Genomic DNA, 25,108 nt, shown 5'->3' with positions numbered 1-25,108 from the left:
GTCAGGCACCCTACCCCCGCCGCTTACCGCGCTCCGGCAGTGTCTGCTCCGTCCAGATGACCTTGCCCTCCGCCGTGTATCTCGTCCCCCACCGGTCGGCGAAGCGCGAGACGAGGAACAGCCCGCGCCCGCCCTCGTCCTCCGTCGCCGCGTACCGCAGATGCGGCGAGGTGCTGCTGGTGTCGGACACCTCGCAGATCAGGCTGCGGTCGCACAGCAGCCGCACCCGGATCGGCCCGGTCGCGTACCGGATCGCGTTGGTGATCAGCTCGCTGAGGATGAGCTCGGTGGTGAACGCGACGTCGCCCAGATCCCACTCGGCCAGCCGCGCCGCCACGGCGGCGCGCACCGCGGAGACCAGGGCCGGTTCGGACGGCACCTCCCAGTCCGCGATCCGCTCCGGCTCCAGCACCCGCGTACACGCGACGATCAGCGCGATGTCGTCGCCGGGGGTGTCGGGCAGCATCTCGGCGAGCACCGCCGTACAGGTCTCCTCCGGCGTCCGCCCGGCGTGGGAGAGGGAGGCGCGCAGCAGCTCCAGGCCCTCCTCGATGTCCCGGTCGCGCTTCTCGACCAGGCCGTCGGTGTAGAGCACGAGATGGCTGCCCTCGGGCAGCTGCAGCTCCACCGTCTCGAAGGGCAGGGTGCCCAGGCCCAGCGGCGGCCCGGCGGGCACCTCGGGGAACTCCACGGAGCCGTCGGGGGCGACCACCGCGGGCGGCGGATGTCCGGCCCGGGCCATCGTGCAGCGCCGGGAGACCGGGTCGTAGATCGCGTACAGACAGGTGGCGCCGATGATCACACCGCCGCCTTCCAGGCTCTCCGAGGTCTCGTCCTGGTCGATCCGGGCGATCAGATCGTCCAGGTGGGAAAGGATCTCGTCGGGCGGCAGATCGAGGGTGGAGAAGTTGTGCACGGCGGTACGCAGCCGCCCCATCGTGGCCGCGGCATGCAGCCCGTGCCCGACCACATCGCCCACCACCAGCGCCACCCGCGCCCCCGGCAGCGGAATCACATCGAACCAGTCGCCGCCCACCCCCGACTCCGCCGGCAGATAGCGATACGCCACATCCAGCGCGCTCTGCTCGGGCAGCACCTGCGGCAGCAGGCTGCGCTGCAGCGTCACGGCCATCGTGTGCTCGCGCGTATAGCGCCGCGCGTTGTCGATGGACACCGCGGCCCGGGCGACCAGTTCCTCCGCGAGGGAGACGTCGTCCTCCTCGAAGGGCTCGGGCTTCTCCGAGCGCATGAACGTGGCGATGCCCAGGATCACGCCCCGGGCCCGCAGCGGGACCGCGATCATGGAGTGGATGCCGCAGTCGACGATCGCCCGCGCCCGCTCCGGATCGTGCTCATGCCACCCGGCGAAGTCGGGAAGCACGGCCTCCACCGTCGTCTCACCGCTGGCGTACCCCTTGGCCTGGGGCGTGGCGGGCCCGTAACGGATCATCCCGCCCAGCGGATAGAGCGGTACGTCCTCGCGGATGCCGCTGAGGGCGGTGCGGCGCAGCGAGGTGCGCGCCGTGGAGCCGCTGCCCGTCGCCGCGCCGTTCGGCTCCTCGCCGCGCAGCACCGGGTCCACCAGGTCCACCGCCACATAGTCGGCGAACCGTTCCACCGCGTACTCGGTCAGCTCCTGGGCCGTACGCACCACATCCAGCGTGGTGCCGATCCGCAGACCCGCGTCGTACAGCAACTTCAGCCGCTTGCGGGCCAGATCGACCTTGCCGGACAGCGTACGCAGCTCGGTGGTGTCCCGGAGGGTCGCGACGCTGCCGGGCGGCCCGCCGTTGCGGTCGGTCGGCCGGTGGCTGACGGTCAGCAGCCGCTCGCCCGCCTTGTGCACCTCGTCGGTGGCGGCGCGGCCCGAGACCAGCAGCTCGGCCGTGCTCTCGTCGAAGCCGAGGTCGGCGACGGGGCGCCCCTCGGCGTCCGGCGGCAGGTCGAACAGCCGGCGCGCCTCGTCGTTGGCCAGCATCAGCCGCCGGTCGCCGTCGACGATCAGCACGCCCTCCCGTACGGCATGCAGCACCGCGTCATGGTGCTCGTACATCCGGGTCATCTCGCCCGGGTCCAGGCCGTGGGTCTGCCGGCGCAGCCGCCTGCTGACCAGCGCCGTACCGCCCATGGCCAGGGTGAGGGCGGCGGCGACACCGCCGAGGAGGATCGGCAGCTGCCGGTCGACCGCGCCGCTCACCTTCTTCACCGTGATCCCGGCGGCGACCAGCCCGACGACCTTGCCCCGGCTGTCGGTGACGGGCACCACGGCCCGTACGGAGGGGCCCAGCGTGCCCGTGGACGTCTCCGTGACGGTGCCGCCCTCCGCGGCCTCGCGGTAGCTCCCGCGGAAGTGGTGGCCGATCTCGCTCGCGGTGGGGTGGGTGTAGCGGATCCCGTCCGTCGTCAGGACGACGACGAAGTCGACGCCGGCCCTGTTGCGGGCGCGCTCGGCGCGCGGCTGCAGGATCGCGGTCGGGTCGGGGGAGCGCAGCGCCTCGACCATGCCCGGGGCGCTGGCGAAGGCCTCGGCGACGGCCAGCGAGCGGCGGCGGGCCTCCAGGTCGGTGTCGTGCCTGGACTGCAGCACGAGGGCCGCCGCGGCGGCGACGGCGAGCAGCAGCACGACCGCCACCTGCAGGAAGAACACCTGGCTCGCGACCGTACGGGTGAGGCGGGGCACGGCGCGCAGCACGGACCGGGCGGGGCGGGTCGGGCGGGCTGGGCGGGTCGGCCGGGTGGAGGGGGCGGGGGCGGGGGCAGGCCGGGTGACGCGGCCGGCGGGCTCGCGGCTCTCCGGGGCACGGCTTTCCGGGGCACGGCGGTGTGGGGCACGGCGGTGTGGGGCACGGGCTCCCGAAGCGCGGGCTCCCGGTTCATTTTCCGCGTCTCGGCGGTCGGGCTCCGGGGGCGGCTCGGGGCCGCCGTCGGGCGACGGTAACGGCTGCGGAATCGCTTCGCCATGGTGCTCACCGACCCCGGCCTCGACCCCAGCCCCGGCCTCAGCTTCCGCGCACGGCCCGACCCCGTCCCCTGCTTCGGCCCCAGCCCCGTCCTCAGCCTCCGCGCGCGGGCGTGCGCGGCGCCCGCGCTGCCGACGGTCGGTCAGCGCGCGGGCCAGCGGCACCCGGGACAGGCCGAAGGATCCGGCCATGTCACCGTCACCGCTTCTGTCGCTCTCGTCCTCCGGCGGGCGAGCGGCATCCGCCGCGGCCGGCCGACCACTTGTATCCGACATCTGATTACGCTCCGCCCGCTCCCCTCCCCCACGTCCTTTTCACCCGCTCAAAAACCACCCGCATGCCGTGCAGTACGACCATGGCCGCCCCCGCCTCAACCGCTCCGAACATGACTCGATCCTGACCGCGAATTGGCCCTTCTCACAACAACGTTGCGGATCTCTACAGGATCATGCCCCAAACCTCCGCACAGGAATGTCCTGAACAGCCCTTCCGCACCAAAAGTCATCTCTACAGCCAACCAGATCTTCCGAAACTGAAACGCCCGGAAGATACCGACATACATCCCTTGTCCCGCCGATACAGAGGGCGCTTCGGCTCCGCTCCCCTCACCCCGGAACAACGACAACTGACTCGCGCTCCCTGCCAGTTCGCCTTCACAACACCCCCGCACCATGGACGCGCAACCCTTCGAACGCCCCACGAGTCACACCCGCCAGGAGTTCCCGGCTCCGCATAAGGCCGACCCCGGGAGGCCGTAACGTACGCGCTCCCCCGTGCGCCCCGTACGCCCCGCGCGCCCCCTCGGCGGCGCCGTCACGAGAAGCAACAGCCGCACACGTACCACCCGCCGCACCCCCTAGGAGCCCGCCCATGCACCCCCGCAGCCGAAGGACCCCGACCGCCCGCCGCCCCGGGGCGCTGGCCTGCGCCGCGGCGACTCTGGCGGCGCTGCTCACCGCATGCGGCAGCTCCGGCGGTTCCGGCGGTTCCGGCGACGACGGCCTCAAGGACCCCAAGGACTTCAGGGGCCAGAAGGGAGACGAGCGGACGGCGGCGCCCGGTGGCTCCCGCTCCGGCGCCCCGGTCACCACCCCCACCGCGACCGCGCCCATCCCCCGGGGCAAGGGCAGCAAGCTGCCCGACGACCTCAACGGCGACGGCTACCCCGAACTCGCGCTCACGCTCGTCGGGAGCAAGGAGGAGACCCAGCCCACCCGGCTCGCCTTCGTCCACGGCTCGTCCCGCGGCGCCAACCCCGCCACCCGCACCGTGCTCACCCTCGATGACCTCGGCCTGCCCGCCCGCGGCGCGGACGTGCCGCCCGTGGACACGACCAGAATCGCCACGGCAGACCTCGACGGCGACGGCTACGCCGACCTGGTCACCCCGGTCAACGAGCGGCTCGGCGAGGCCGCGGCCGACCGCCTCCACACCACCGTACGGACCGTCCCGTACATCACCTGGGGCAGCGCCGACAGCCCGCGGCGCGGCGCCGCCGCCACCCGCGCCCGGCTGGCCGGCCCGGACGACAGCGTGGACCTGCGACGGCCGACGGTGGGGGACTTCGACGGGGACGGCCACCACGACCTGGCGATGGTGCGCGCGGACCGCGAGTCCTTCCTCCTGCTCTACGGGCCGTTCGGCCGGGACGGCAGGGCCGCCAGGGCGGTGCCGTACCAGAGCCCGCTCGACAGCGGCGGCGACATCAGCGAGCTGTTCGCGGACACCATCGACGGCGACCGCGACCGGCCCACCGACCTGGTGGTGCACGCCATGAACGACGACGACCAGTCCGCCTCCGTACTCCTGACCGCGGGCCCGGACGGCCTCGCCCGCACCGGCCACCCGCTGCGCGAGGGCAACGCGATCGCCTTCGGCGACTTCGACGGGGACGGCCTGCGGGACGTGGCGGTCGGCGACAGCGGCACCCGTAACAACGAGCCGGGCTACGAGACGGAGGCGCCGGATGTGGACCACACGCTGACCGTCTACACGAAGAAGACCCCCAAGGACGCGCCCATCAACATCGCGAACATGGCGGGCGGCCTGGCAGCCGCTGACACCGACGGGAACGGCACCGACGAGCTGGCCGTGGCGCTCGATACGGGCGGCGTCGAGCTCATCACCGTCCAGCCGGACTCCCCGGGCGACATCGCGCGCCGCCACACCCTCACCCGTACCGCCCCCGCCCGCGTGGACGGCGAGAAGATAGGGAAGACCCGGCGCGCCGCCCGGCTCTACGGCGCCCGCGACTTCGACCAGGACGGCAAGGACGAGGTCGTCCTCGCCTGGGGCCGCGACGCGGTCTTCGCCCTGTACGGTGACCGGCCGGAGTGGTGGTGGATCACCGACGGCACGGCCGACAAGACCGCGTTCAACGCCGGCCCCTTCACCACGGACACCCGCTGACGGACACCCACTGACGGACACCGACCGACGGACACCGACCGACCGGCAGACCCCCGCCCGCCCCGGGGGAAAACCCCTCAGGGTCCCCCTAAGGGATGTCACAGGTCGGCCGCAATGCCGGACCTGTTCTGAGAGGTCCGGCACCCCAGTCGCTACGACCGGGTACGTTCGAATCGTGGCTGGATTCAGGATCGGACGCGGACGGGACTCCCGGTCCGCGCAACAAGGGCAGCAGCAACCACCGCAGCAGCAGCCGTACGGCCGGCAGCCGCCGCCGCACGGCGGGCAGCCGCCGCAGTGGCAGCAGCCCGCCTCACACGGAGAGCCGGAGTACTTCGGCGGCCAGGACCCGCACTACGGCCCGCAGCAGGGCCATGGCCCGGGCGGCGGCCATGGCCCGGGCCCGGGCTATGGCCAGGGCGGCGGCTCGTACAGCAACAACAATCCGGGCCATACGCAGCAGTTCAGCATCGGCGATGCGCCCGACGCCTACGACCCGTACGGCCAGGACCCCGGCTACGGCCCCGACCCCGGCTCGTACGACGACGGCTACGGCAACACCTACCGCGCCGGCGCCTCCACCGCCCCGCCGGCCGGCCCCCGGCTGCCCTGGAAGCAGCTGCTGAGCGGCATCGTGCTGCGCCCGTCGGCCACCTTCTGGCAGATGCGCGACTACGCGATGTGGGGCCCGGCCCTGATCGTGACGTTCGTCTACGGCCTGCTCGTGGTCTTCGGCTTCGACCGGGCCCGCGAGGACGTGCTGAACGCCTCGATGGGCAACAGCATCCCGTGGATCCTCGTCACCGGCGTCACCGTCGTGATCAGCGGCCTGATCCTGGGCGCGGTCACCCACACCCTGGCCCGCCAGCTGGGCGGCGACGGCTCGTACGCACCGACGATCGGCCTGTCGATGCTGATCATGTCCATCACGGACGCACCACGGCTGGTGTTCGCGCTGTTCCTGGGCGGTGACAGCCCGACGGTGCAGGTGCTGGGGTGGGCGACCTGGCTGGCGGCGGGCGCGCTGTTCACGTCGATGGTGAGCAAGTCGCACGACCTGCCGTGGCAGAAGGCGCTGGGGGCGTCGGCGATCCAGCTGATCGCGCTGCTGTCGCTGCTGAAGCTGGGCACCCTGTAAGAAACGCGCAGAGGGGCCCCGCAGGGCCCCTCACCCGACTCCCTTGGGGACTTTCCCTTGGAGCAGGGGATCAGGCGTCCAAAACCTGCCCATCCCGCCGTACGACGGGCGGGTCGACGCTCCAGGGGAAGTTGATCCAATCCTCGGTGCGCTTCCAGACGTACTCGCACTTCACCAGCGACTGCGACTTCTCGTAGATCACCGCACTGCGCACCTCGGCGACCGTGCCGACGCAGAAGTCGCGTACGAGCTTCAGCGTCTTGCCGGTGTCGGCGACATCGTCCGCGATCAGGATCTTCTTCTCGGAGAAGTCGATCGCGTTGGGCACGGGCGCGAGCATCACCGGCATATCGAGGGTCGTCCCGACGCCGGTATAGAACTCCACATTCACCAGATGGATGTTCTTGCAGTCCAGCGCATACGCCAGCCCACCCGCGACAAACACCCCGCCGCGCGCTATGGACAGCACGATGTCCGGCTCGTACCCGTCATCCGCGATCGTCTGCGCCAGCTCCCGCACCGCCGTGCCGAAGCGCTCGTACGTCAGATTCTCCCGCTGCTCACTCACCGGCTCACACCTTCGTCCGGTGGAAGTTCTGGTACGAACGCGACGGCGTCGGCCCGCGCTGCCCCTGGTAGCGGGAGCCGTAACGCTCCGACCCGTACGGATGCTCGGCCGGCGAGGTCAGCCGGAACATACACAGCTGCCCGATCTTCATCCCCGGCCACAGCTTGATCGGCAACGTGGCCACATTCGACAACTCCAGGGTCACATGCCCCGAGAACCCGGGGTCGATGAACCCGGCCGTGGAGTGCGTCAGCAACCCCAGCCGCCCGAGGCTCGACTTCCCCTCCAGCCGCGAGGCGATGTCGTCCGGCAGCGAGATCACCTCGTACGTCGAGGCGAGCACGAACTCCCCGGGGTGCAGGATGAACGCGTCATTTTCCTCAGGCTCCACCAGCCGCGTCAGATCCGGCTGCTCCACCGCCGGGTCGATATGCGGATAACGGTGGTTCTCGAACACCCGAAAGAAGCGGTCCAGCCGCACATCGATGCTCGACGGCTGCACCATCACGGGATCGAACGGATCGATCCGTACCCGCCCGGCGTCGATCTCGGTCCGGATGTCCTTGTCTGAGAGAAGCACGCAACGAGGATACGCAACCAAACCCATGACCTGGGCCCGGCCCATCCGGACCGGGCCCCCAACCGCAATGATCAGAACCCGACGGCCATCAGACCGCAGCGGCCCCTACCGCTTCTACCGCTTCCCACCGGCCACCGGCACCGCCTGCCGCAACCGCGCACAACGCGGACAGCGCAGCAGTCGACCGGGGCCGATCCGGTCGACGGTGAGGTGCTGCATCGGGAACGAAGCGGTGCTGAACACATGCCCTTCGGCACAACGGACGACGGTGCGTTCCATTGAGTCCCTTCCCCATAAACAACGTGGACGACAAAAGCCACATTAGGGGATCAGCCACCCACCACTCCACGCGGCACTCCGCCCCCACGGTACGCCCCAACTCCCCCACCCTTATAGCGCCTTCCCACCCGCCCCGCCCCTGCCTCAAGCCCCCGTCAAACCCTTCCGAAGAACACGAAAACCCCACGGCAAATGCGCCGGGGGTCGGGCATGGGGTACAGTGTGCGACGATGCGACACCGACGGATGGTGTCCTCGCGGGTGTAGTTTAATGGTAGAACATGAGCTTCCCAAGCTCAGAGCGCGGGTTCGATTCCCGTCACCCGCTCCAGCACAAAGCCCCAGGTCACCGACCCGGGGCTTCTTTGTTGCCCGGGGCCACTGGCGTCTCCGTCAACCCGTGACGACGCACCAAGAGCCAGCACAACACGATCAGACTTGGGCCAAACCGATCGGGCCGCGTCCGGTGTTGTGTGGCGGACGAGGCGCGGGCGTAGGCTCAGCCCAGCGACCGCAACAACGGCCAGGCTCATGATGATCGCGTAGACCGCCGCCCAGGAGACGTTTCGATGACCGAACAGCCTTCTGCCCCCGACGGGCCCCTGATCCCCATGCCGGCGCTCACTCCGGCAGCGCTCCGCGCGGCGGTCGCCCAGATCGCCCCCGCCCAGTTGCCGTCTTTCGTCGAGCACCTCGACCGCGCGGTCGAACAAGCCGCCACTCAGAGCACCATCGCTCCACTGCGTACCTTCTTGCAGTGGTGGGGCGAGTTCGTCGCCATCCAGCGCTACCCATCCCGCGCCGCACGCCTGCGCGAGTTGGAGGCCATGGCGCAAGAGGCCACCGACCGCGAGACCCTTCGCTCCGCACTCTTCGAGATCCGGCAGATCACGGACCTGGCCCACCACGAGATCTCCGCGTGAGCGATACCTGGACCTGGGACTACGACCCCGACGCCGAGCATGTCGTAGGCGGCCTGCCGCCCGAAGTCGTGGCCGAGGTAGAGCGCTTGGCTGAGCAGCTGACGGTCCTGGGTCGCGACGCGGTCGACGTCGGCCGCGGAAATCCGCACGGCGGAGGTCTGCGGACACAGGACATCTTCGGGGGACGGGGCTTCTTCATGTTCATGGCGCTGGAACGCCTTGAGCTGGTTGTGATCACCCGCGTGACATGGCTCGGCTGATCAGTCGCTACGGCGCAAGCCTGCATGCGATCGGCCCTTAGCTGCCGCGAGGCGAGCCAGGCGGCCAGGCACACCTGGACGCAGCCCGGCAGGGGTAGCGTCCGCCGCACCAGATGCGCACCAGATACGGCGGTCAACAGCGGTCAATGACGGGTGCCTGGTGGGCCTACCGAACAGTCGACGGCACCAGATTACGCAGGTCAGCGACGTGCTTAGGGCTGATCACCCAGTGATTCCCAAGCTCAGAGCGCGGGTTCGATTCCCGTCACCCGCTCCACGACGAAGGCCCAGGTCGCAGACTCGGGCCTTGTTTGTTGTCTAGACCTCTCTAGGCGTCCCGTGCCCGTTGCGCGCCCGATCAGGCGCCGGGGAGGCCGGCCAGTCTCCTCGCAGCCGACGTTCACTCCGTAGTGCACTCGGTTGCGATATCAGCGCCGCCAGCAGGCCCCATCGGGCATGCTGGAGCCATGAGCAGGTATGCAGCGGCGAAGCCGTCCGTACTGCCGGATTCGCTCGCCGAGCTGAACGGGCCCACCACCGGTGGCGTGACGTTGCCGCGCCACGTCGACTGGGGACCGCACTACGTCTACGACCTGGCTGACGAGGCGGACTTCCGGCTGATGTACGAGCGCGTCATCCGCGAGGCCCAGACACGCGACGACCTCAATGCGTACCTGCACGCGACATCTCTGCGCCAGGTATGGCACGACCTGTTCCTGCCCCTCCCGGTCAGGGCTGCTTGGGAAGCGCGCTTCCCTGAACTCCGCGAGTCCGGCACGACGACAGCGGCTGCCTAGTGGATGAGCTGCACCGCGAGCTGAGACGGTGATCAGCTCGATGACGCGCCACTGTGGGGCCACGACTGTCGTGGGCAGCGGGTTGTGCTCCACCAGCCGCATGGCCACAGCGGCTCGTCCGGTCGAGACAAGACCGCGGAGCCGGATCTCGTGGAGCGAGAAGGGGTTGAACAAGCTGGTGTGGTCGACACGGGAGAGCAGATCGTCGGTCTCCCGCATCACCTGGTCGAAAGGTTCTCCGTTACCAAGTGCACCAGCTGCCCTGGCGAGGAGTGGCAGGGCAGCGGCCCGGGCGTTGTCGTCCGGTGCTGTAGCCGCGGCGCGGCACAGCCGCTGGACGGCCGCGCCCCTCAGGTTCGCCTTGCGCACCTCGTTTCCATGCATGCGCAGCACGTACGAGGTCATGCCCCGGTCCTGGAAGTACTCGGCGATATCAAGGCTTTTGGCAGTCCAGTGGGCGGCCGTGGCCAGTCGCTCCTCGGGCGGCACATTGCCCAAGGCGACGCCGAGGCCTACGCGAGCTCGGGCGAGCAGGTGCAGCACATCGCGCTCGGTATGGCCGTCTTCGATGCGGGCTTCCAGCCGGGCGACAAGCGGCCACAGCTCGGAGACGGCTTCAGAGGCGTGGCCGGACTGCCTGGCGATCTCGGCGAGCCGGACGGTGGACTCGCCGAACTGCAGCATCGCCCGGTGATCCGTGTCAGCGGGATCGGTGATCCCCAGGACGTGCGGCGGCAGTTCCAAGCAGTCGCAGACCCGGCGGCGGGGGCTGACGTCGTCGAGGGCGCGCTTCCCTAGTTCGAGTTCGAGAGCGGAGATGTAGGTCTTGTCGTAGCCGAGGAGCGCGCCGAGCTCGGTCTGGTTCATGCCATGGACCCGGCGGTAGAACCGCAGGATGCTCGACAGGTCTCCGGTGCCGAGAATGAGCTGGGCCTGCGGGGTCGCCCAGTGCCACTGGGTATGCCGGGCCGAAGGCCGCGGACTGGGGAACCGGTTCGTTTCCACTCGCTGCGCGATCTCGCCCCCGCTCACGGTCGGCTACATCCGCCCGTAGTCGTCCAGCTCCACGTCCCTACAGCCGTACCAAGCAGCGATGGCCTGCTTGTAGCCGTCGGGCATGTTCAGCCCGGGCACCTCGTCGGCGGTGAACACGCCGAGCTGCTTGTGCTCATGGCTGACGACCGGAGGCCGGTCGGGGGTCAGTACGGTGCAGGGTGTCTTACCGGACGTCAGCGGGCTGCGGCTGCACGACCTATGGTTACGGCGGATGAGGCGTCAGGACGTGCTGTGGCGTTCCTGGCCTGTCTGCGGGCCTTCCTCGGCGATCGGGCGGGCTCGGCCGGTGCCGGTGTCGATGAGGATCTGCTTGGCCTGCGTGATGTTGTCGACACGGACGGCCCGGGCCATCGCGGCGCGTGCCACGTCGGGCGTCACGTGCGGCGGGACCACCAGCAGGGAGAAGAGATCTCGATCGCCTCGGGTGATGAGGATGGTGTCGTCACCCACCGGGAACGAGTCGATGTGCACGATACGGTCGTCGATGATCATTCGTGTCGGCAGTTCTTCCCAGGCGCTGGAGTCCAGGCCGACGCGCATGACGGGCCCGAGGTGCTCGGTCAGCGCGGTGACCAGGGCGGGAAGCTCGGCGCGTAGGTCGCGGGAACGCGGCCACCAGGCACCGTCGAGAATGCCCTCACGGGTATGTGTCGTCGCCAACCGCAGCAGGGCTGTTCCAGGTTTCACAGCACGGTGGATGGCGTCCGGCAGAAGATTCATTTGTCGCGGGGTCTCGGCGTCGGACATGGTCTGCTCACCCTCTGCGGGGTTCGGTGGACCGCCGGTTTCACCGTACTCCGAGCCCACGCCCAGGCTCACCCACGCCCTGCGAACACAGACCCGGGTTCCTGAAGAAGTCGCTGATCACACGGGGGCTCAGCGGCCCAACGCCCGGAGTACAGTGAAAACACCGGGAGCACTTCGTACACCGGCTTGCACGCGGGTGTCGTTTTCGGCGAGCAACAACACCGGGACGTTGAAGATGCGCCCGGGGACAGGTCCGCGCCATGACCGTGACCATCGACCGTACGTCCGCCCATGAGCGCGCGCCCTCGCCACCGGCTCGCCTGTCCCTGGCTCCGGTGAGCCCGGTTCCAGGTCTTCTGGACGGTGCGTGGTGGCCTCGCTCCCGGGATCTCCTCCGTGAGCTGCCCGCCCTGACGGACGTGCTGGACACACGCTGGGGCCGTATCACTCGCGTCTCCGTGAACCCGACACACTGGCCCGTGATCCCGCGCAAGGTGCCTGTGACCGGGCACACGGTGCACGTGGGCTGGTTCGCTGACGAGCAGGACCCGCACAAGTTGATTCTGCTCTCCTACACCGGGGGCCGCTGGGACCTTCTGGTGATCCCGCCGGAGACGAGTGCGGCCGCCGCCGCCCGGCTGATGGCCGCCGCAGCCACCCCCGGCAGTCTCCTCACCGCCAGCGGTCTGATGGCGAACGAAACCGCCACCCGTGACGCCCGAGAGGCGCTCACCCGGGAGGAGGAGTGGGAGACCGATGGCGGGCCCGCCCCTGTGGCGGCCGGCAGCCGAACCCGACCGGACTCCTGAGCTCCGCCCAGGGGAGGTGAGGATGTGGAGACCGTCATCACCGTGTTCGTGATTATCGCCATGATCATGCTCGGGGTGCTGCTGATCCATCTGCTCAATGGCCAGCACAACGAGCGGATCGCAGCATTCCACTACAGCGATGCCCTGGCGGGAGTCGGCCGACGGAGCCGGAAGAGCCGACAGCCGGCAAGCCCGCCGGATCACCCGTCGTCACCGCCTCACCCCGAACACCGCGACGGAGCCGCGAAAGATGCATGACCTTCTCCTGGCCTGGGCCGGTGGGTGCGAAGCGTGGCCCCACGGCCACCGCCAGGTCCTCCTGATGAAACGAGGTCACCATGCAGCCACCCGAATCACCCTCGGCAGGGCGCGCCGAGGTGCGTATCGTCTCCGCGTCCCCCGAGGCCGCCCGTCAGGTCGCCGAGGTACTCCGTCGTTGCTTCGCCGGCACCGAACAGCGCAGCTACCCTGCCGGCGCCGATGGCGGAACCCGGCTCCATCTCACCGTGGACACCACGCACACGGCAAAGCCGGCGCGGTCCTGGCTGGTAGCAAGTCAGTCCTCCGGACAAGACCGCCCGCAGACGGATGAAGTCTGAAGCGATGCCCCTCAACGGGTGCGGTCAGGGCACCGCCGCCCCGTGTCCATGCACTCCTCGCACTCCTCGTCGGTGCCCTGCACGTGTGGACGGCAACCATGGCAACACTGCGCGAGCGGAAGAACTACCGCGAAGCGATCATGAAGGCTCTGTATGAGGCCGTGGAAGGCAGTCTGTGATGCCGGAAAAGCACCCCAGGCATAACATGGCGAGTGGGCCGGTGCACTCTCACGTGCAACCGGCCCGAAAGGGCGGCCCCGGTGTGTTTACGCCGGGGCCGTTGTGCCGCCGTCGGCGCGACGGCAGGGAGCAGGGCAATATCCACGAGGTGATCCTCGCTCTGCCTGCGCCTCGACGGTGCGAGCACCTCTACAGGCCAAGGAACAGGACACGGTACCGACGGCTGTGCAGCTCACGGCGATCTTCAGAGTGCGTCGCTGGGCTGATGCGGTAACCACGGCAAGGCGCCTCCGGCGGGGTGCGCACATTGCTCTTCGGCCACCTCAGGCACCGGTCGCGCTCCGGCGACCTGGCGGCAGGTGTCGCAGACCCTCATGTGCGCGATGCTGGGGTGGAGGAGGCAGCAGGACCGAAATGCGGCGAACAGCACTGAGGCTCGCCTCTGTGTGAGGCGCTGCGGCGAAACGAGGTCGCCATGACGGAAGGTGAACGGGACTTCCGTAAAGTCACCGTGGATCGGTCAGAGGGATTCGGTGAGCGGCTGCTGGGTGTGCTGCTGGACCGGGCTCACGAGATGCCGCCCCAGCTGATCGCCCCGCTGGTCGCAGAGGAAGTGGGCAGGATCGGCGGGCGGGACGTCTCGATCCTCCTTCAGGACTACGACCAGCTGATGCTGGCTCCCCTGCCGGGCAGGAGACTCGTGGTCGGGGAGCCCGAGCGGATCGACGATTCTCGGGCCGGCAGGGCTTTTCTCGGCACGGCGACGGTGGAACAGCCGCAGGCCGATGGCGTACGGATGTTCCTGCCGCTGCTGGACGGCAGCGACGTGGTGGGGGTGCTGGCCGTCACCCTGAGCACCGTCGATGACAACGACCGGCGGTTGCTGCGGCGCCTGGCCGGCCTGGTCGCCGACATGCTGGTCACCAAGAACAGCTATACCGATCAGTTCTTCCAGGCCCGGCGCCGTGAGCCAATGAGCCTGGCCGCGGAGATCCAATGGTCACTGCTGCCCCCGCTGACCATGGTCACCCCGCAGGTCGCGGTGGCCGGAATCCTCGAGCCCGCCTACGACGTCGCGGGGGACAGCTTCGACTACGCCCTGAACGACAACATCCTGCACGTGGCTGTCATCGACGCCATGGGTCACGGGCTGGACGCCGCCGTGCTGGCCACCGTCGCCATCGGCGCCTACCGGCACGCCAGACGCGCCGACGTCGGCCTCGCCGACCTGTACATGTTCATGGACACTGCCATCGACAAGCAGTTCGGGCCCGACCACTTCGTCACGGCGCAGATGATGCGCCTGGATATCCGAACCGGCCACCTGCAATGGGTCAACGCCGGGCACCCGGCGCCCCTGTTGATCCGCGATTACCGCGTCGTCCAGGCCCTGGAGAGCCCGGGCACCCTGCCCGTCGGATTCGGCGGCGCCATCCCGCAGATCAGCGACCAGGCGCTGTCCCGCGGCGACCGGATCCTCTTCTTCACCGACGGTCTCATCGAGGAGCACCGCACCGGCGAAGAGCAGTTCGGCGAGGAGCGACTGCTCGACTTCGTGGACCGCGCGGGGTGCGCGGGCGAAGGCGTACAGGAAATGGTGCGCGGCCTGTCCCACACCCTGATGCGAGAACGCGGCGGGGTCACCACTGACGACGCGACGCTCTTCCTGGTCGAGTGGTGCGGGGGCACCGCCGACCATCTCGTCACGGTGTAAGCATGACCAGCAGGTTCCCCCCTGGCTCCGCGGGCGGGGCCCGGCCGCCCGACGCCACGCCGCCCCTACAGGGGCTCATCACGGCCTCGCCCCACCTCACCGCACCCGCCCCGACGCTGCTTCAACCCCCAGCGTTGGTCTCAGCGGCTACCGGAGCGTTCGCCGCTGGGCACCCAGGCGCGGAGACAGCCACGGCGGCTGGACGCGGCGCTCGGGTTTGCCGCTGCAAGGCCGGCCTCGGGCCGGGTGGGCCTGCAGGCGATGCATCCCGCTGAACCGACGGAAATCAAGAACCTTCCGCGCATCCGCTGGCCTCGTGCCCTATCCATGCCCTTCGCAACAGTCCGCAGCGGTCAAAAACGGTGCGACCAAGCCCCCGCGCACACGCCCTTTGGGCCACGTTTTCCCTGGTCAGCCGCACCACAGCCCCGGAGAGTGTCATTGATTCCCAAGCTCAGAGCGCGGGTTCGATTCCCGTCACCCGCTCCACGACGAAGGCCCAGGTCAGCGACCCGGGCCTTGTTTGTTGACCAAGCCCTTCTCTCCCGCAGGCCCCCAGCGGCTTTGCCCTGCGGAATAATCGAGACATGGCATCAACGCCCAACGCCTCCGAGGCCCGCCGCGCCAAGTTCACTCGGCGGCTCCCCGCCGAGCTCTCGGCGCTCGCAGGCCCGGCCCATGGCATCGTCGGCCTTCCGCTGCACATGGCATGGTCGGGGCTAACTCACTTCGATCTTGACCAGCCCCGGCTGAGGATGAGCTTCTACCGGATCGCCCTGGCCGAGGGGATGCACGACGATCTGGTGCAGTACCTCAACCAGGACCTGCTGGTCAGCATGTGGCCCATCCTCCGCACTTTGATCAGCCGCGATATCCGCGACGCCTGGGAGAGCGCCTTCCCCGAGCTGGCTCACCATGCCCAGGCCGTCGCGTGAACCTCACGGACCTGCACCGTCGACTGCTCTCAGATGTGCTTGCCGTGGGAGATGCCTACCCGCTCGTCCTCACCGGCGGCTACGCAGTGCAAGCGCATGGGTTGGTCGACCGGCTCAGCCAGGATCTGGACGTCGCTACAGAGAATCCGGAACGGATGGACAACATCGCACGGACGGTACGCGCGGGGCTGGAAGAACGCGGTTGGCACGTCCGGGCGTTGGAAACCGATCCACTGTCCGCGCGGCTGATCGTCACTGACGTCGGCAGCGGCGAAGAGTGTGAGGTCGACATCCTCAAGGAAGCGCTCTGGCGCCCGCCTGTGAAGACAGAACACGGTCTGGTGCTCTCCCTCGAAGATGTGGTCGGTACCAAGGTGCGCGCATTGGCCGACCGCGGGCTCGCCCGAGACCTGATTGATGTCCGAGCTGCGGCGGACCGTTGGAGTAATACTGAACTGGAAACACTCGGCCGACGCCATGCCCGCGACACCTTCGACCTCGACGACCTCCAGGCCCGGCTCACCGGCATCGACTGGATCGACGACGCCGAGTTCGCCGCGTACGGCCTCGACGAAACAGCCACCGCCGAACTACGCAGATGGGCACAGTCGTGGGCCGACGACATCACGGAGCGGCTCCACGAGCTGGAAGTCGATGACGAGTAGCGCGGCAGGTCGGACAGGTCAGCTCTCGATCCGGCTGCCGCTCGGTGAAGAGGCCGGCCGCTAATCGCTGGTGCAACCGTGGTCGGCCCACTTGGCGAGGAGGTCGGCCAGGCTGGCCAGCGGTGTCGTGATTGGCCAAGGTAGACGCTCCTCGTGCCCCACCCAGGTTAAGTGCACCACAGCCCAAGGGAAGGGACGGCCGGCAACGCTGAACAGCACGTCGTCACATCCTTCGCACCGGGCAGCAGCAGAGACCCGAGCTCCATACAGCGGGTGTTCATGGGCAAGCTCGCGGCGCAACTCCACTTCCAGCACATGCATGCCACCATCAGGCACCCACCACGGGGCGGGGAGCTGCGACGGGTCATCCGGCGTGGGCTGCACAAGCAGATTCTTGCAGGGGCCCACCCTGCGGAAACTGCGATCGAGCCCATCAGCTGTACAGCAACGAAGTACAGCAACCAACCAGGCCGCAGCCCACCGTCACCAGCCCCAGACGACCGGCTGACCAGCCCAGCAGACCTGTGATCACTGCTGAAACCAGCCCCGACCGGGCCGGGAAACCTTGGCCGAACTGCAGATCGAAGTGAGGCAGCAGACCACACTAAGGTGCCGCCATGGAGGACTTTTCGGACCACCCTGCGCACGGAGTCGACAGCCGGGAAGCGCTGGCAGCCGTCCGCACGGCGGCAGGCGAACCGGCCGACGTTCACACTCTCGGCGACCGCATCCGGAGCCTCGACCCACGCCCCACCAGGAACGCTGGGGCCTCCGGCCATGGGCGATGAGTCGCTCGAATGGGCAAGGGTCCAGGCCAGCGGCCCTGAATATTGATTTCACTTGCGCAACTTTCATGAATGAAAGTATCCTCAAAGCAAGTGTTTTGCTCAGCTGAGCCAGGAGGCGAGATCGCCATGGACGGATTTGTGGGGCGCCGAGCCGAACTCAACCTCCTGGACGAACTGTTGGCCCCCGTGCGCACCGGAGGGCGCGGTGGGCGAAGAGGCCGCGCCGTGCTCATCCGGGGGCGTCGGCGCGTCGGCAAGTCCCGCCTGGTGGAGGAATTCCTGGAGCGGACCGGACTTCCGCACGTCTTCTTCACCGCCGTCGGCGGCTCCAGGAAGGAAGACCTCGCGGGCTTCACCGCCGAGCTAGCCGCCTCCACCCTCCCCGAGGCCGCGCGCTTCGGGGACTTCGCCAGCCCCCAGACCTGGGACGCCGCCCTGAGCCTGCTCGCCGGCGCGCTGCCCACTGACGCACCGAGCATCGTCGTCCTCGACGAGATGCCTTACCTCGTACGCGAGGACCCCAGCTTCGAGGGCGCGCTGCAGAAGACATTCGACCGGACCCTGTCCAAGCTCCCCGTACTGCTCATCCTCATCGGCTCCGATCTGGCCATGATGGAGCAGCTCAACACCTACGGACGGCCCTTCTACCAGCGCGGAACCGAGATGGTCGTCCCCCCGCTCAATCCGGCCGAGGTCGCCGCCATGCTCGACCTGCCCCCGGCCGATGCCTTCGATGCCTACCTGATCAGCGGCGGACTGCCGCTGATCCTCGAGGAATGGCCACACGGCGCCGGACTGTGGGACTACCTGGGACAGGCCCTGCGCCGCCCGACCTCGGCCCTGCTCGTCAGCGGCGAGCGCACTCTGGCCGCCGAGTTCCCCACTGAGGCACAAGCCCGTACCGTGCTCGGCGCCATCGGTCACGGGGAACGCACCTTCACCCTGATCGGACGCGCCGCCGGAGACCTCAACCCCGGCTCCGTCAAGCGCTCCCTCGAACCGCTCACCGCACGCCGCATGGTCGCCGCCGACGCACCGCTGTCCACCCGGCCCAGCCGCGAGACCCGCTACCGGATCGACGACCCGTACCTGCGATTCTGGCTCTCCTTCATCGGCCCGGCCATCCCGACGATCGAACGCGGCCGCGGCGATCGCGTCCTCGCGACGATCCGCACCAGCTGGACGTCCTGGCGGGGCCGCGCCATCGAGCCCGTGATCCGCGACGCCCTCTGGCGCTTGGCCGACGACCGTCTACCCGAAGGCACCGACGCCATCGGGGGCTACTGGACCCGCACCAACGACCCCGAAATCGACATCGTCGGAGCCGACCGCTCCCCCATCGCCAAGAAGATCACGCTCGTCGGTTCGGTCAAGTGGCTGGAGAGCAAGCCCTTCGACTCTCGCGACCTCGCCCGCCTCATCACCCACCGCTCCCAGCTGCCCGGCGCCGACGACACCACCCCCCTGCTCGCCGTGGCCCGCAGCGGCTGCACCGCCGAAGGCATCCCACACCTGACCCCGGACCAACTCATCAGAGCCTGGACATGACAACCCAGCAGCCCAGGTCAGGGGCTCGCTTCGCTAACCTGGGCCACCGTGTTGTCCAGGCCGATTCAGGAACCGCGCACGGCTTGCGAGAGCATCATCGCTCCACTGCGTACCTTCTTGCAGTGGTGGGGCGAGTTCGTCGCCATCCAGCGCTACCCATCCCGCGCCGCACGCCTGCACGAACCGGAGGCCGTAGCGCAGGAGGCCACCGACCGCGAGACCCACGCTTCCGACGCGAAAGCCCTGGTACCGCAGGTCGTCTGGGGGAACGGCTGTCGGCTCAATCGGTCTTGACGGGGGTCAGGCTGAACCCGTCGTTGGGCTTGCCCGCAAGAAGGTCGGCCAGCCCGCCGCTGAGCGCGTACGTCGTCCCGTCCGGTCCCGCGGTCACGTCGTTGGTGACGGGATCCTTGACGGTGTCGGTGACCTTCACCGTGGCCTTCTTCCAGCCGTCACGGGGCTCCACACGCTGGATCTGGGCGGGCTTGCCGGTCAGCAGACCACTGCTGACCGCCGCGATCGAGCCGTCCTTCAGGAGCCGCATGCCGGCCGTGGGGGACCCCAGCGGCGCGGAGAGCTTCACCTCCTGCGCCTTTTCGGGATGTTTGACGGGCACCCGTACCAGGGAGCCGTCGGCCATGGCGATGATCAGCTGGTTTCCCTCCACCCACTCCACCGCTGACATGCCCACATCGTTCAGGAAGTCGGGAATGTCAAGCGTGCCCTTGAGCAGGTCGTTCTGCAGAAATACCGAGGCGCGGCCCGTGCGGTCGATGCGGAACAGCGTCGGGGTCAGCTCGTCGACGGCGTACGCGGTGCCGTCGGGCGCCACCGTCACGTCGGAGATCAGGTGCTGCTTGCCGTCCAGGGTGACCGCGGTCAGATCGACGCACCAGTTCTGCTTCCCGCTCTTCAGGTCGTAGCTGCCCACACCGGCGACGCGGAAGGGGGCGTTCTTCCTTGAACGGTCGGCAGTGCCGTAGTCCACATTGCTGACCAGGACGCGGTCCCGTTCGCGGTCGACGAGGACGGCCTGCGCCGACACCATTTCCGGGTCGTCGATGAAGGTGCGCACCTTCCCGTCAGGACTGACGGCGGAGACCGTGCCGTGCTTCAGCGAGCCGGCGAAGAACGTGTTCGACCGCGCGTCGAAGTCCAGCGAGTGCGGGAACACGTTCGAGCCGTCGGCCTTGATGACACTGGGCTTCTTCTGCTCGGCCTGCTCGGCCGACTCGGTACGGGTCCGCTCGGCGCCGGATGTGGAGCCGGATCCGGCAGAGGAACCGTTCGCGGCCAACGCCGTTCCGGTGGCCACGGCGGCGACAAGTGCCGCGCCCGCGATGGCGATCTTCAGCTTCGTCTTCTTCATTGTCGTCCTTGTTCCTCGGGAGAGTTGGGGCCGGCGTGTACTGCGGTGACCTGCGTGAGGGTCACTCGGTGATGGCGCGTCCGAGCAGCGCGGCCAGCCGGTCGAGCGCGGGGGCGTCTTCCGGAGCGGTCCGGGACGGCGCGAACGGAGCGCCCGGTCCGGACGGCAGCTGTGCCGTGAGGCCGCGGGCGAACTCGGTCTCCCGCTCGACCGTGGCCTCGTCGAACAGGGCCTTCTGGCCGATGGCCCGGGCCAGATCCCAGCCGTGCGCCAGGTGCTCGATGGTCTGCAGATGCAGTGCCACAGCGCCGGGCACCTCACCGATCGGGGCCCGCACCGTGCGCTCCAGCGCTCCCGGACCCTCGAAGGCGGCCACCAGGGCGGCGGCCGATGTCCGGAACGTCTTCTCGAGCGCTTCCGGAGCGGGGCCGAGCGCCGGCAGGGGCGGCTGCGCCCCCATCGCGACGGCGAACGTGTGCTGACCCGCCAGCAGATGGTCGACCAGCTGCTGGACGTTCCAGTCGGTGCAGGGCGTGGGCGCGCTCCACTGCTCCTCCTCCACGGCCTCGACCAGGTGGGCGATGGTGTCGATGACCCCGGCGAAAGCCGTGACAGGTGTGGTGGACATGGGGAACCTCCAGTAGGGGTGAAAGGGTGGCTGTGCGGGCCTCTGCGGACGTTCTTCCGCGATGGAAGGGGGAGCCGGCTACGCGCCCCGCCCAAGATCGATGTCAGCGTGTGTCCGCCCATCGGAGGGGCGGCAGCGTCATCGGCGGCCGGAGGCGTGCGTGACGAGGCCCCCGCGGCGCTCCCTGCCGGCCTCGGGCCGGAGGCTGCCGGGCGATGTCGGGCGATGTCGGGTGGTGTTCAGGTGTGACGCTCTGAGCGGCTGTGGCTTTGCGACGGCCAGACGGCCGGATCAGGGGTGTACGGAAGGAACGACGTGTGCGCGGGTGCCGGCGGCGGGGCGGGCGGTCGCCGGCCTGTCCGCGGCGGGCTGGAGGGTCTGGTTGAGCAATCGCAGTGCCGCCTGGGCGGCGGAGCCGGGCGCCGCCGTCGTCACCACCAGCCGGATCCCCTGCCCCCGGGGCACCGGGAGCGAATGCTGCATTACGTCCAGCTCCCCGACCATCGGATGGCGCATCCGGTACTCGTTCAAGCCCCAGGCGCGCACCCGGTGCTGAGCCCACAGCGTGGCGAACTGCGGGCTGCGCATCGTCAGCTCACCGACGAGGGAGGCCAGATGCGGGTCGTCCGGATACTTGCCGACCACCTGCCGCAGCTTGCCCACCACATCCCGTGCCTTCCTGGGCCAGTCCACGTACAGGTCCCGCGTGTGGGCGTCCAGGAACACCATCCGGGCGGTGTTGGGTCGCGTGGCCGCTTGATCCGGGCTGTCCGGGGCCAGATGCCCGGCGAACAACGCATGCCCGGCGCGGTTCCACGTCAGGATGTCCGAGCGCTGGCCGAGGACCACCACGGGTGAGTCCCCGAAGGCATCCACCAGTTGGCGCACCGCCGCGGTGACACGCTCGGCGGGGAGCCGGCGACGGCTCTGCCGGACATCACCGGACAAGGTGTGCAGGTGGCGCCGCTCCGCGTCATCCAGTCGCAGAGCCGTGGCCAGCGCGTCGAGGACCTGCGGCGAGGCGTTGAGCGACAGCCCCTGTTCCAGCCGGATGTAGTAGGCCACGCTGACGCCGGCCAACTGGGCCAGTTCCTCACGCCGCAGCCCCGGCACCCGCCGCCGGTCGCCGTAGTCCGGCAACCCCACGTCCGCCGGCTTCAACTGAGCCCGGCGCCGGGACAGGAACTCACCGAGGAGGGATTTGCCGTGCGCTGTCTCATCCATGCGACCGAGTATGGACAGGCTCTCTCCCTCTAGCCTGTCCCTGCGAGTAACAGGTGCGAAGCCGCCGAGCACGTGGCGCCTCCCCGTTGCGCCGACTGTTCTTCACCGGCGCCCGCCGCTCTTCGTCAGAGCATCACTTCGCGCGGGCAACGCGCCAGAGGCCCCGCCGCTCATGCGCAGCCGCTCGACAAGGAGGGGCAGCCCGACGACGACTATCAACCACACCTGCACGTAGAGCCTTTCGCCCTCCATCGCAACCGGGTGGGCTGCCGACGTCAGCAGGCCCGTACCGCCCACGGCGATCAGGCACAGCGCGATGGGCACCGAGCGGCGCATCGCACCCCAGGCGCCCAACACCAGGAGGAAGAGCAGAGAGGGAGCCAACACCTCTCCCTGTAGCCACTGCCACCAGTAGTTGACATCGAGCCGGACCAGCCGGCGCCATGGGTCGGCGACTTCGGAATACGTCCAGTGGAGGGAGAAGGTGTCCTGGAGCGAATCCCCCAACCCGGGCAATCGGAGCACCCTGCTCACCGCAAAGGCGGCCAGGGACTCGAAGAGCGAGACGGTGAGCAGGCAGCGCGTGCCCTTGTGCCGGGCTTGGGGAACGAACATCAGCGCCATGGCGCTTGCCGCCACCAGGCATGGCGCCACCAGGGCGAAGCTTGAGTACTTGACCGCGAAACCCAGCGCGAAGGCCCCCATGGACAGCAGAGCCCCCGCCACCCGGCGCCCCTGGCACAGCCACACCGCGCCGAGCAGCATGGCCACCATGAGGGCGATCATCGGGCCTTCCGTCATAGGCCGACTGCCCCACAGCCCTATGGGCGTGACGTAGTACAGGCACTGACCGAGCCATGCCACCGAAGGCGGTGCGCGCAGCGCGCGCAAGAGCACCAGGACCACCAGCCCTCCGAGCGCCGTAAAACCCAGGGCAACGGCCGTCAGCCCCGCCTTGGCCCCCAAGAGCCAGACGAATGGCGCGGCCACCAGCGGATAGGCGGGGCGAGCGCGGAAGAGCGCCTCGTATCGCGGATTGCTGGGGTTGAGGCCATTCGCATGCTGAGCCAGGCAATCGGGAAACTCATGGCGGCGCACCGGGGACCGGAAGTCGATCTGATGCAGCATGCGGTTTCGCTGAAGCATGGCCGCCGTGTCCGCGCAGTAGGCCCGCAGGGCTTTGTTCTGGGCTTTCCGGTAGGGGTCGCCCAAGAATTCGTACGCTGAGCGAGCGTAGCGATATGAGTCATTGGAGAAGCGTGTGCCTGGATAGGCGAAGACGTGCAACAACACGAAGAGAACGACCGTCAGCAACGGGGCGATCTTGTGTATTCGCATCACGATACACACCCTAAATGCGAACAAACGAGGCAACATCCCGAATGGTCCATCAGGGTCTTTCGGGGCCGGCATCGTCGGGGCGGGCGTGGGTGGCTCCCGATCTCGCGCACATCGATCCACCGGATCTCCTGCCAGGGGTCGGTGCGACCACGCCCCACGCCCCGGCGGATGGTTATGACCGCACCAGCTCTTCGTTAGTGGCGCGTTACTGGAACGGTAGCCGCCACTGGCAAGGTCAGGACCACACCGGGCGAAACGTCGCTGGGTGTACGAGTCCGCTGATGACGAAGAAGGTCTTCCGATGCTGATCGCCGGCCCCCGAGTCCGTGTGTTCGCCGGTGCCGGTCTGCTGGTGACTGCCGCGATGCTCGCCACCGCTTACCAGTCCTCGTACGACGCGAGTGGTCAGTCCGGTGGCTCGTCGGCCTTCGCCAAGGCCGCGGCCGCGGCCGGCAAGGACACCGGCTCTGGTTCATCGGCCACCAAGTCCTTCACTGCGCAGGACGAAGGAACCCAGGATGGTGTCGGCGCCGCCACCGGCAACGGCGAACGTGGCAAGGTCGGGCAGAAGTGGCGGGCCGACGACATTCCCTGGAGCACCAGGGCCGAGCCGCAGACCGGCGGATACGCCCTGATCACCGCGAAGGCCAAGTCAGGGATCACCTGTGTCCTGCCCGCCGAGCTTCCCACGGTGGCCTTCGGGTCGGACGGCACCGAGGCCTTCGACGGCGGCCAACATCTCACCTTGCAGCAACGACGTTAGGAGTTCGCAGATGCTTCGCAAGCGCTCAGTTCTGATCGCCGCCCCGATCGCGGCTGTCGCCTTGACCCTGGCTGTCACCGGTTACCAGGCCACCGCGGCCGGGTCGTCGCCCTCGGGCGGCGCAGGGCGGGGCGGCATGGCCACCGCGGCGACGACCCCGTGCCTGGCCGGCGCCACGACGCTGGTCGGCGATCTCGACGGTGACGGCCACCCGGACAAGATCACGAATCCGGGGCACACCGGAACCAAGATGACGATCCAGTGGGGGGCCGCGGACGGTTCGTTCGGAGAGAAGCACGCCGTCAGCAAACTCCTGGGCGCGAAGAAGGGGGAGGTCGCGTCCGCCGCGGTCGCCGACTTCCAGAACGACGGCACCCTGGACATGGTCGTCAACCTCGTCGAGCCGTCCGGCGGGGACGACTCCTCGACAGCGCGCCTCGCGGAGTACCGCCCCGGCCCGCTCAAGCGGGCGAACCTGAGCTCCGCCGGCTCCCGGCACTCCGACATCGGCGACCACGGCGAGGTCCAGCAGCTTCGGATCGCCAACTACGGCGACGACGCCTACCCGGACCTCGCGATCCTCAACAACCCCGGAGACGGGCAACTGGATCGGGACGTGCGCCTGTCGCAGCGGAAGAGCGGTCCGGGGAACTACGACTACGAACTGATGCAGAAGTACGGCGAGTACGCGTCCACGGCCGAGCCGCCGGCCATGCCCAGCGACGGCTGGGCCCACTTCTACACCGTCATGACGCGCACCGGGCCCGACCGCACCCGGGGCATCACCGCGTTCCTGGTCCCCGGCGACGCCCCCGGGCTCTCCGCCGCC

23 protein-coding genes and 1 tRNA gene are annotated in these 25,108 nt (G+C 69.0%); 14 read left to right on the top strand and 10 right to left on the bottom strand.

Features of this window, described 5'->3' with window-relative positions; genetic code table 11:
• Positions 1-10 precede the first annotated feature (10 nt).
• Complete coding sequence (locus tag ACWDSL_RS31485; RefSeq protein ID WP_450491215.1) at positions 11-3,151, bottom strand: SpoIIE family protein phosphatase; 3,141 nt, start codon at positions 3,149-3,151, stop codon at positions 11-13.
• Positions 3,152-3,830: 679 nt separating this feature from the next.
• Here ACWDSL_RS31485 and ACWDSL_RS31480 point away from each other — a divergent pair.
• Entirely contained in the window at positions 3,831-5,369 is a 1,539-nt protein-coding gene (locus ACWDSL_RS31480; RefSeq protein WP_450491213.1) for an FG-GAP repeat protein, read from the top strand.
• A gap of 172 nt (positions 5,370-5,541) precedes the next feature.
• A complete protein-coding gene (locus ACWDSL_RS31475; protein WP_450491238.1) occupies positions 5,542-6,507 on the top strand; it encodes a Yip1 family protein in 966 nt (321 codons plus the stop codon).
• Between the two features lie 70 nt (positions 6,508-6,577).
• Here ACWDSL_RS31475 and ACWDSL_RS31470 read toward each other — a convergent pair whose 3' ends face one another.
• The 3 genes from ACWDSL_RS31470 to ACWDSL_RS31460 form a co-directional block, all read right to left on the bottom strand.
• On the bottom strand, positions 6,578-7,075 hold the full coding sequence (locus tag ACWDSL_RS31470) for a phosphoribosyltransferase (RefSeq protein ID WP_450491211.1): 498 nt from the start codon (positions 7,073-7,075) through the stop codon (positions 6,578-6,580).
• Positions 7,076-7,079: 4 nt separating this feature from the next.
• Entirely contained in the window at positions 7,080-7,655 is a 576-nt protein-coding gene (gene dcd / locus ACWDSL_RS31465) for a dCTP deaminase (protein ID WP_450491209.1), read from the bottom strand.
• 114 nt (positions 7,656-7,769) lie between these two features.
• Positions 7,770-7,934: a hypothetical protein gene (locus ACWDSL_RS31460; RefSeq protein ID WP_014178225.1), complete on the bottom strand. Its 165-nt coding sequence runs from the start codon at positions 7,932-7,934 to the stop codon at positions 7,770-7,772.
• A gap of 256 nt (positions 7,935-8,190) precedes the next feature.
• Between ACWDSL_RS31460 and ACWDSL_RS31455 the strand changes: the two genes are divergently transcribed.
• The 3 genes from ACWDSL_RS31455 to ACWDSL_RS31445 all read left to right on the top strand — a co-directional run bounded on the left by ACWDSL_RS31455 (position 8,191) and on the right by ACWDSL_RS31445 (position 9,116).
• A tRNA-Gly gene (locus ACWDSL_RS31455) sits at positions 8,191-8,264 on the top strand.
• 238 nt (positions 8,265-8,502) lie between these two features.
• Positions 8,503-8,856, top strand: coding sequence for a DUF6247 family protein (locus tag ACWDSL_RS31450; RefSeq protein ID WP_450491206.1), 354 nt, complete (start codon positions 8,503-8,505; stop codon positions 8,854-8,856).
• On the top strand, positions 8,853-9,116 hold the full coding sequence (locus ACWDSL_RS31445) for a hypothetical protein (RefSeq protein ID WP_450491204.1): 264 nt from the start codon (positions 8,853-8,855) through the stop codon (positions 9,114-9,116). Before ACWDSL_RS31450 ends, ACWDSL_RS31445 begins: the two co-directional genes overlap by 4 nt.
• 428 nt (positions 9,117-9,544) lie before the next feature.
• Here the strand turns inward: ACWDSL_RS31445 and ACWDSL_RS31440 are convergent, their stop codons facing one another.
• Positions 9,545-10,780, bottom strand: a complete 1,236-nt coding sequence (locus tag ACWDSL_RS31440) for a hypothetical protein (protein WP_450491202.1) — start codon at positions 10,778-10,780, stop codon at positions 9,545-9,547.
• A gap of 408 nt (positions 10,781-11,188) precedes the next feature.
• A complete protein-coding gene (locus tag ACWDSL_RS31435) occupies positions 11,189-11,716 on the bottom strand; it encodes a DUF5994 family protein (protein WP_450491200.1) in 528 nt (175 codons plus the stop codon).
• Positions 11,717-11,976: 260 nt separating this feature from the next.
• On the opposite strand from ACWDSL_RS31435, the gene ACWDSL_RS31430 reads away from it, so the two are divergent.
• From ACWDSL_RS31430 to ACWDSL_RS31400, 7 genes are all read left to right on the top strand, one after another.
• Entirely contained in the window at positions 11,977-12,525 is a 549-nt protein-coding gene (locus ACWDSL_RS31430) for a DUF5994 family protein (RefSeq protein ID WP_450491198.1), read from the top strand.
• A gap of 24 nt (positions 12,526-12,549) precedes the next feature.
• Positions 12,550-12,783 carry a hypothetical protein gene (locus tag ACWDSL_RS31425; protein ID WP_311728482.1) on the top strand — a complete coding sequence of 78 codons (234 nt, stop codon included), beginning with the start codon at positions 12,550-12,552 and terminating at the stop codon, positions 12,781-12,783.
• An 80-nt stretch (positions 12,784-12,863) separates the two neighbouring features.
• Positions 12,864-13,124: a hypothetical protein gene (locus ACWDSL_RS31420; protein WP_450491196.1), complete on the top strand. Its 261-nt coding sequence runs from the start codon at positions 12,864-12,866 to the stop codon at positions 13,122-13,124.
• 655 nt (positions 13,125-13,779) lie between these two features.
• Positions 13,780-15,018: a PP2C family protein-serine/threonine phosphatase gene (locus ACWDSL_RS31415; protein WP_450491194.1), complete on the top strand. Its 1,239-nt coding sequence runs from the start codon at positions 13,780-13,782 to the stop codon at positions 15,016-15,018.
• Between the two features lie 587 nt (positions 15,019-15,605).
• Positions 15,606-15,953 (top strand): transcriptional regulator, encoded by a 348-nt coding sequence (locus tag ACWDSL_RS31410; RefSeq protein WP_450491192.1) that lies wholly within the window; start codon positions 15,606-15,608, stop codon positions 15,951-15,953.
• On the top strand, positions 15,950-16,618 hold the full coding sequence (locus ACWDSL_RS31405) for a nucleotidyl transferase AbiEii/AbiGii toxin family protein (RefSeq protein ID WP_450491190.1): 669 nt from the start codon (positions 15,950-15,952) through the stop codon (positions 16,616-16,618). The genes ACWDSL_RS31410 and ACWDSL_RS31405 overlap by 4 nt, the downstream gene beginning before the upstream one ends.
• A 914-nt stretch (positions 16,619-17,532) precedes the next feature.
• Entirely contained in the window at positions 17,533-18,954 is a 1,422-nt protein-coding gene (locus ACWDSL_RS31400) for an ATP-binding protein (protein ID WP_450491188.1), read from the top strand.
• A gap of 280 nt (positions 18,955-19,234) precedes the next feature.
• Here ACWDSL_RS31400 and ACWDSL_RS31395 read toward each other — a convergent pair whose 3' ends face one another.
• From ACWDSL_RS31395 to ACWDSL_RS31380, 4 genes are all read right to left on the bottom strand, one after another.
• A complete protein-coding gene (locus ACWDSL_RS31395; protein WP_450491186.1) occupies positions 19,235-20,323 on the bottom strand; it encodes a hypothetical protein in 1,089 nt (362 codons plus the stop codon).
• A gap of 61 nt (positions 20,324-20,384) precedes the next feature.
• Complete coding sequence (locus ACWDSL_RS31390) at positions 20,385-20,951, bottom strand: TIGR03086 family metal-binding protein (RefSeq protein WP_450491184.1); 567 nt, start codon at positions 20,949-20,951, stop codon at positions 20,385-20,387.
• Between the two features lie 291 nt (positions 20,952-21,242).
• Positions 21,243-22,175 (bottom strand): helix-turn-helix transcriptional regulator, encoded by a 933-nt coding sequence (locus tag ACWDSL_RS31385; protein ID WP_450491182.1) that lies wholly within the window; start codon positions 22,173-22,175, stop codon positions 21,243-21,245.
• A gap of 102 nt (positions 22,176-22,277) precedes the next feature.
• Entirely contained in the window at positions 22,278-23,516 is a 1,239-nt protein-coding gene (locus ACWDSL_RS31380) for a hypothetical protein (protein ID WP_450491180.1), read from the bottom strand.
• Positions 23,517-23,817: 301 nt separating this feature from the next.
• Between ACWDSL_RS31380 and ACWDSL_RS31375 the strand changes: the two genes are divergently transcribed.
• Together ACWDSL_RS31375 and ACWDSL_RS31370 are read left to right on the top strand one after the other, a co-directional pair.
• The gene (locus ACWDSL_RS31375) at positions 23,818-24,279 is read left to right on the top strand and encodes a hypothetical protein (protein WP_450491178.1); all 462 of its coding nucleotides are present in this window, start codon (positions 23,818-23,820) and stop codon (positions 24,277-24,279) included.
• A gap of 10 nt (positions 24,280-24,289) precedes the next feature.
• On the top strand, positions 24,290-25,108 hold an 819-nt coding region (locus ACWDSL_RS31370), incomplete at its 3' end, for an FG-GAP-like repeat-containing protein (protein WP_450491176.1).

The sequence above is a fragment of the Streptomyces sp. NPDC000941 genome, assembly GCF_053599555.1.
The sequence above is the reverse complement of the archived record's forward strand: the minus strand, read 5'-3'. Positions and strand labels throughout refer to the sequence as shown.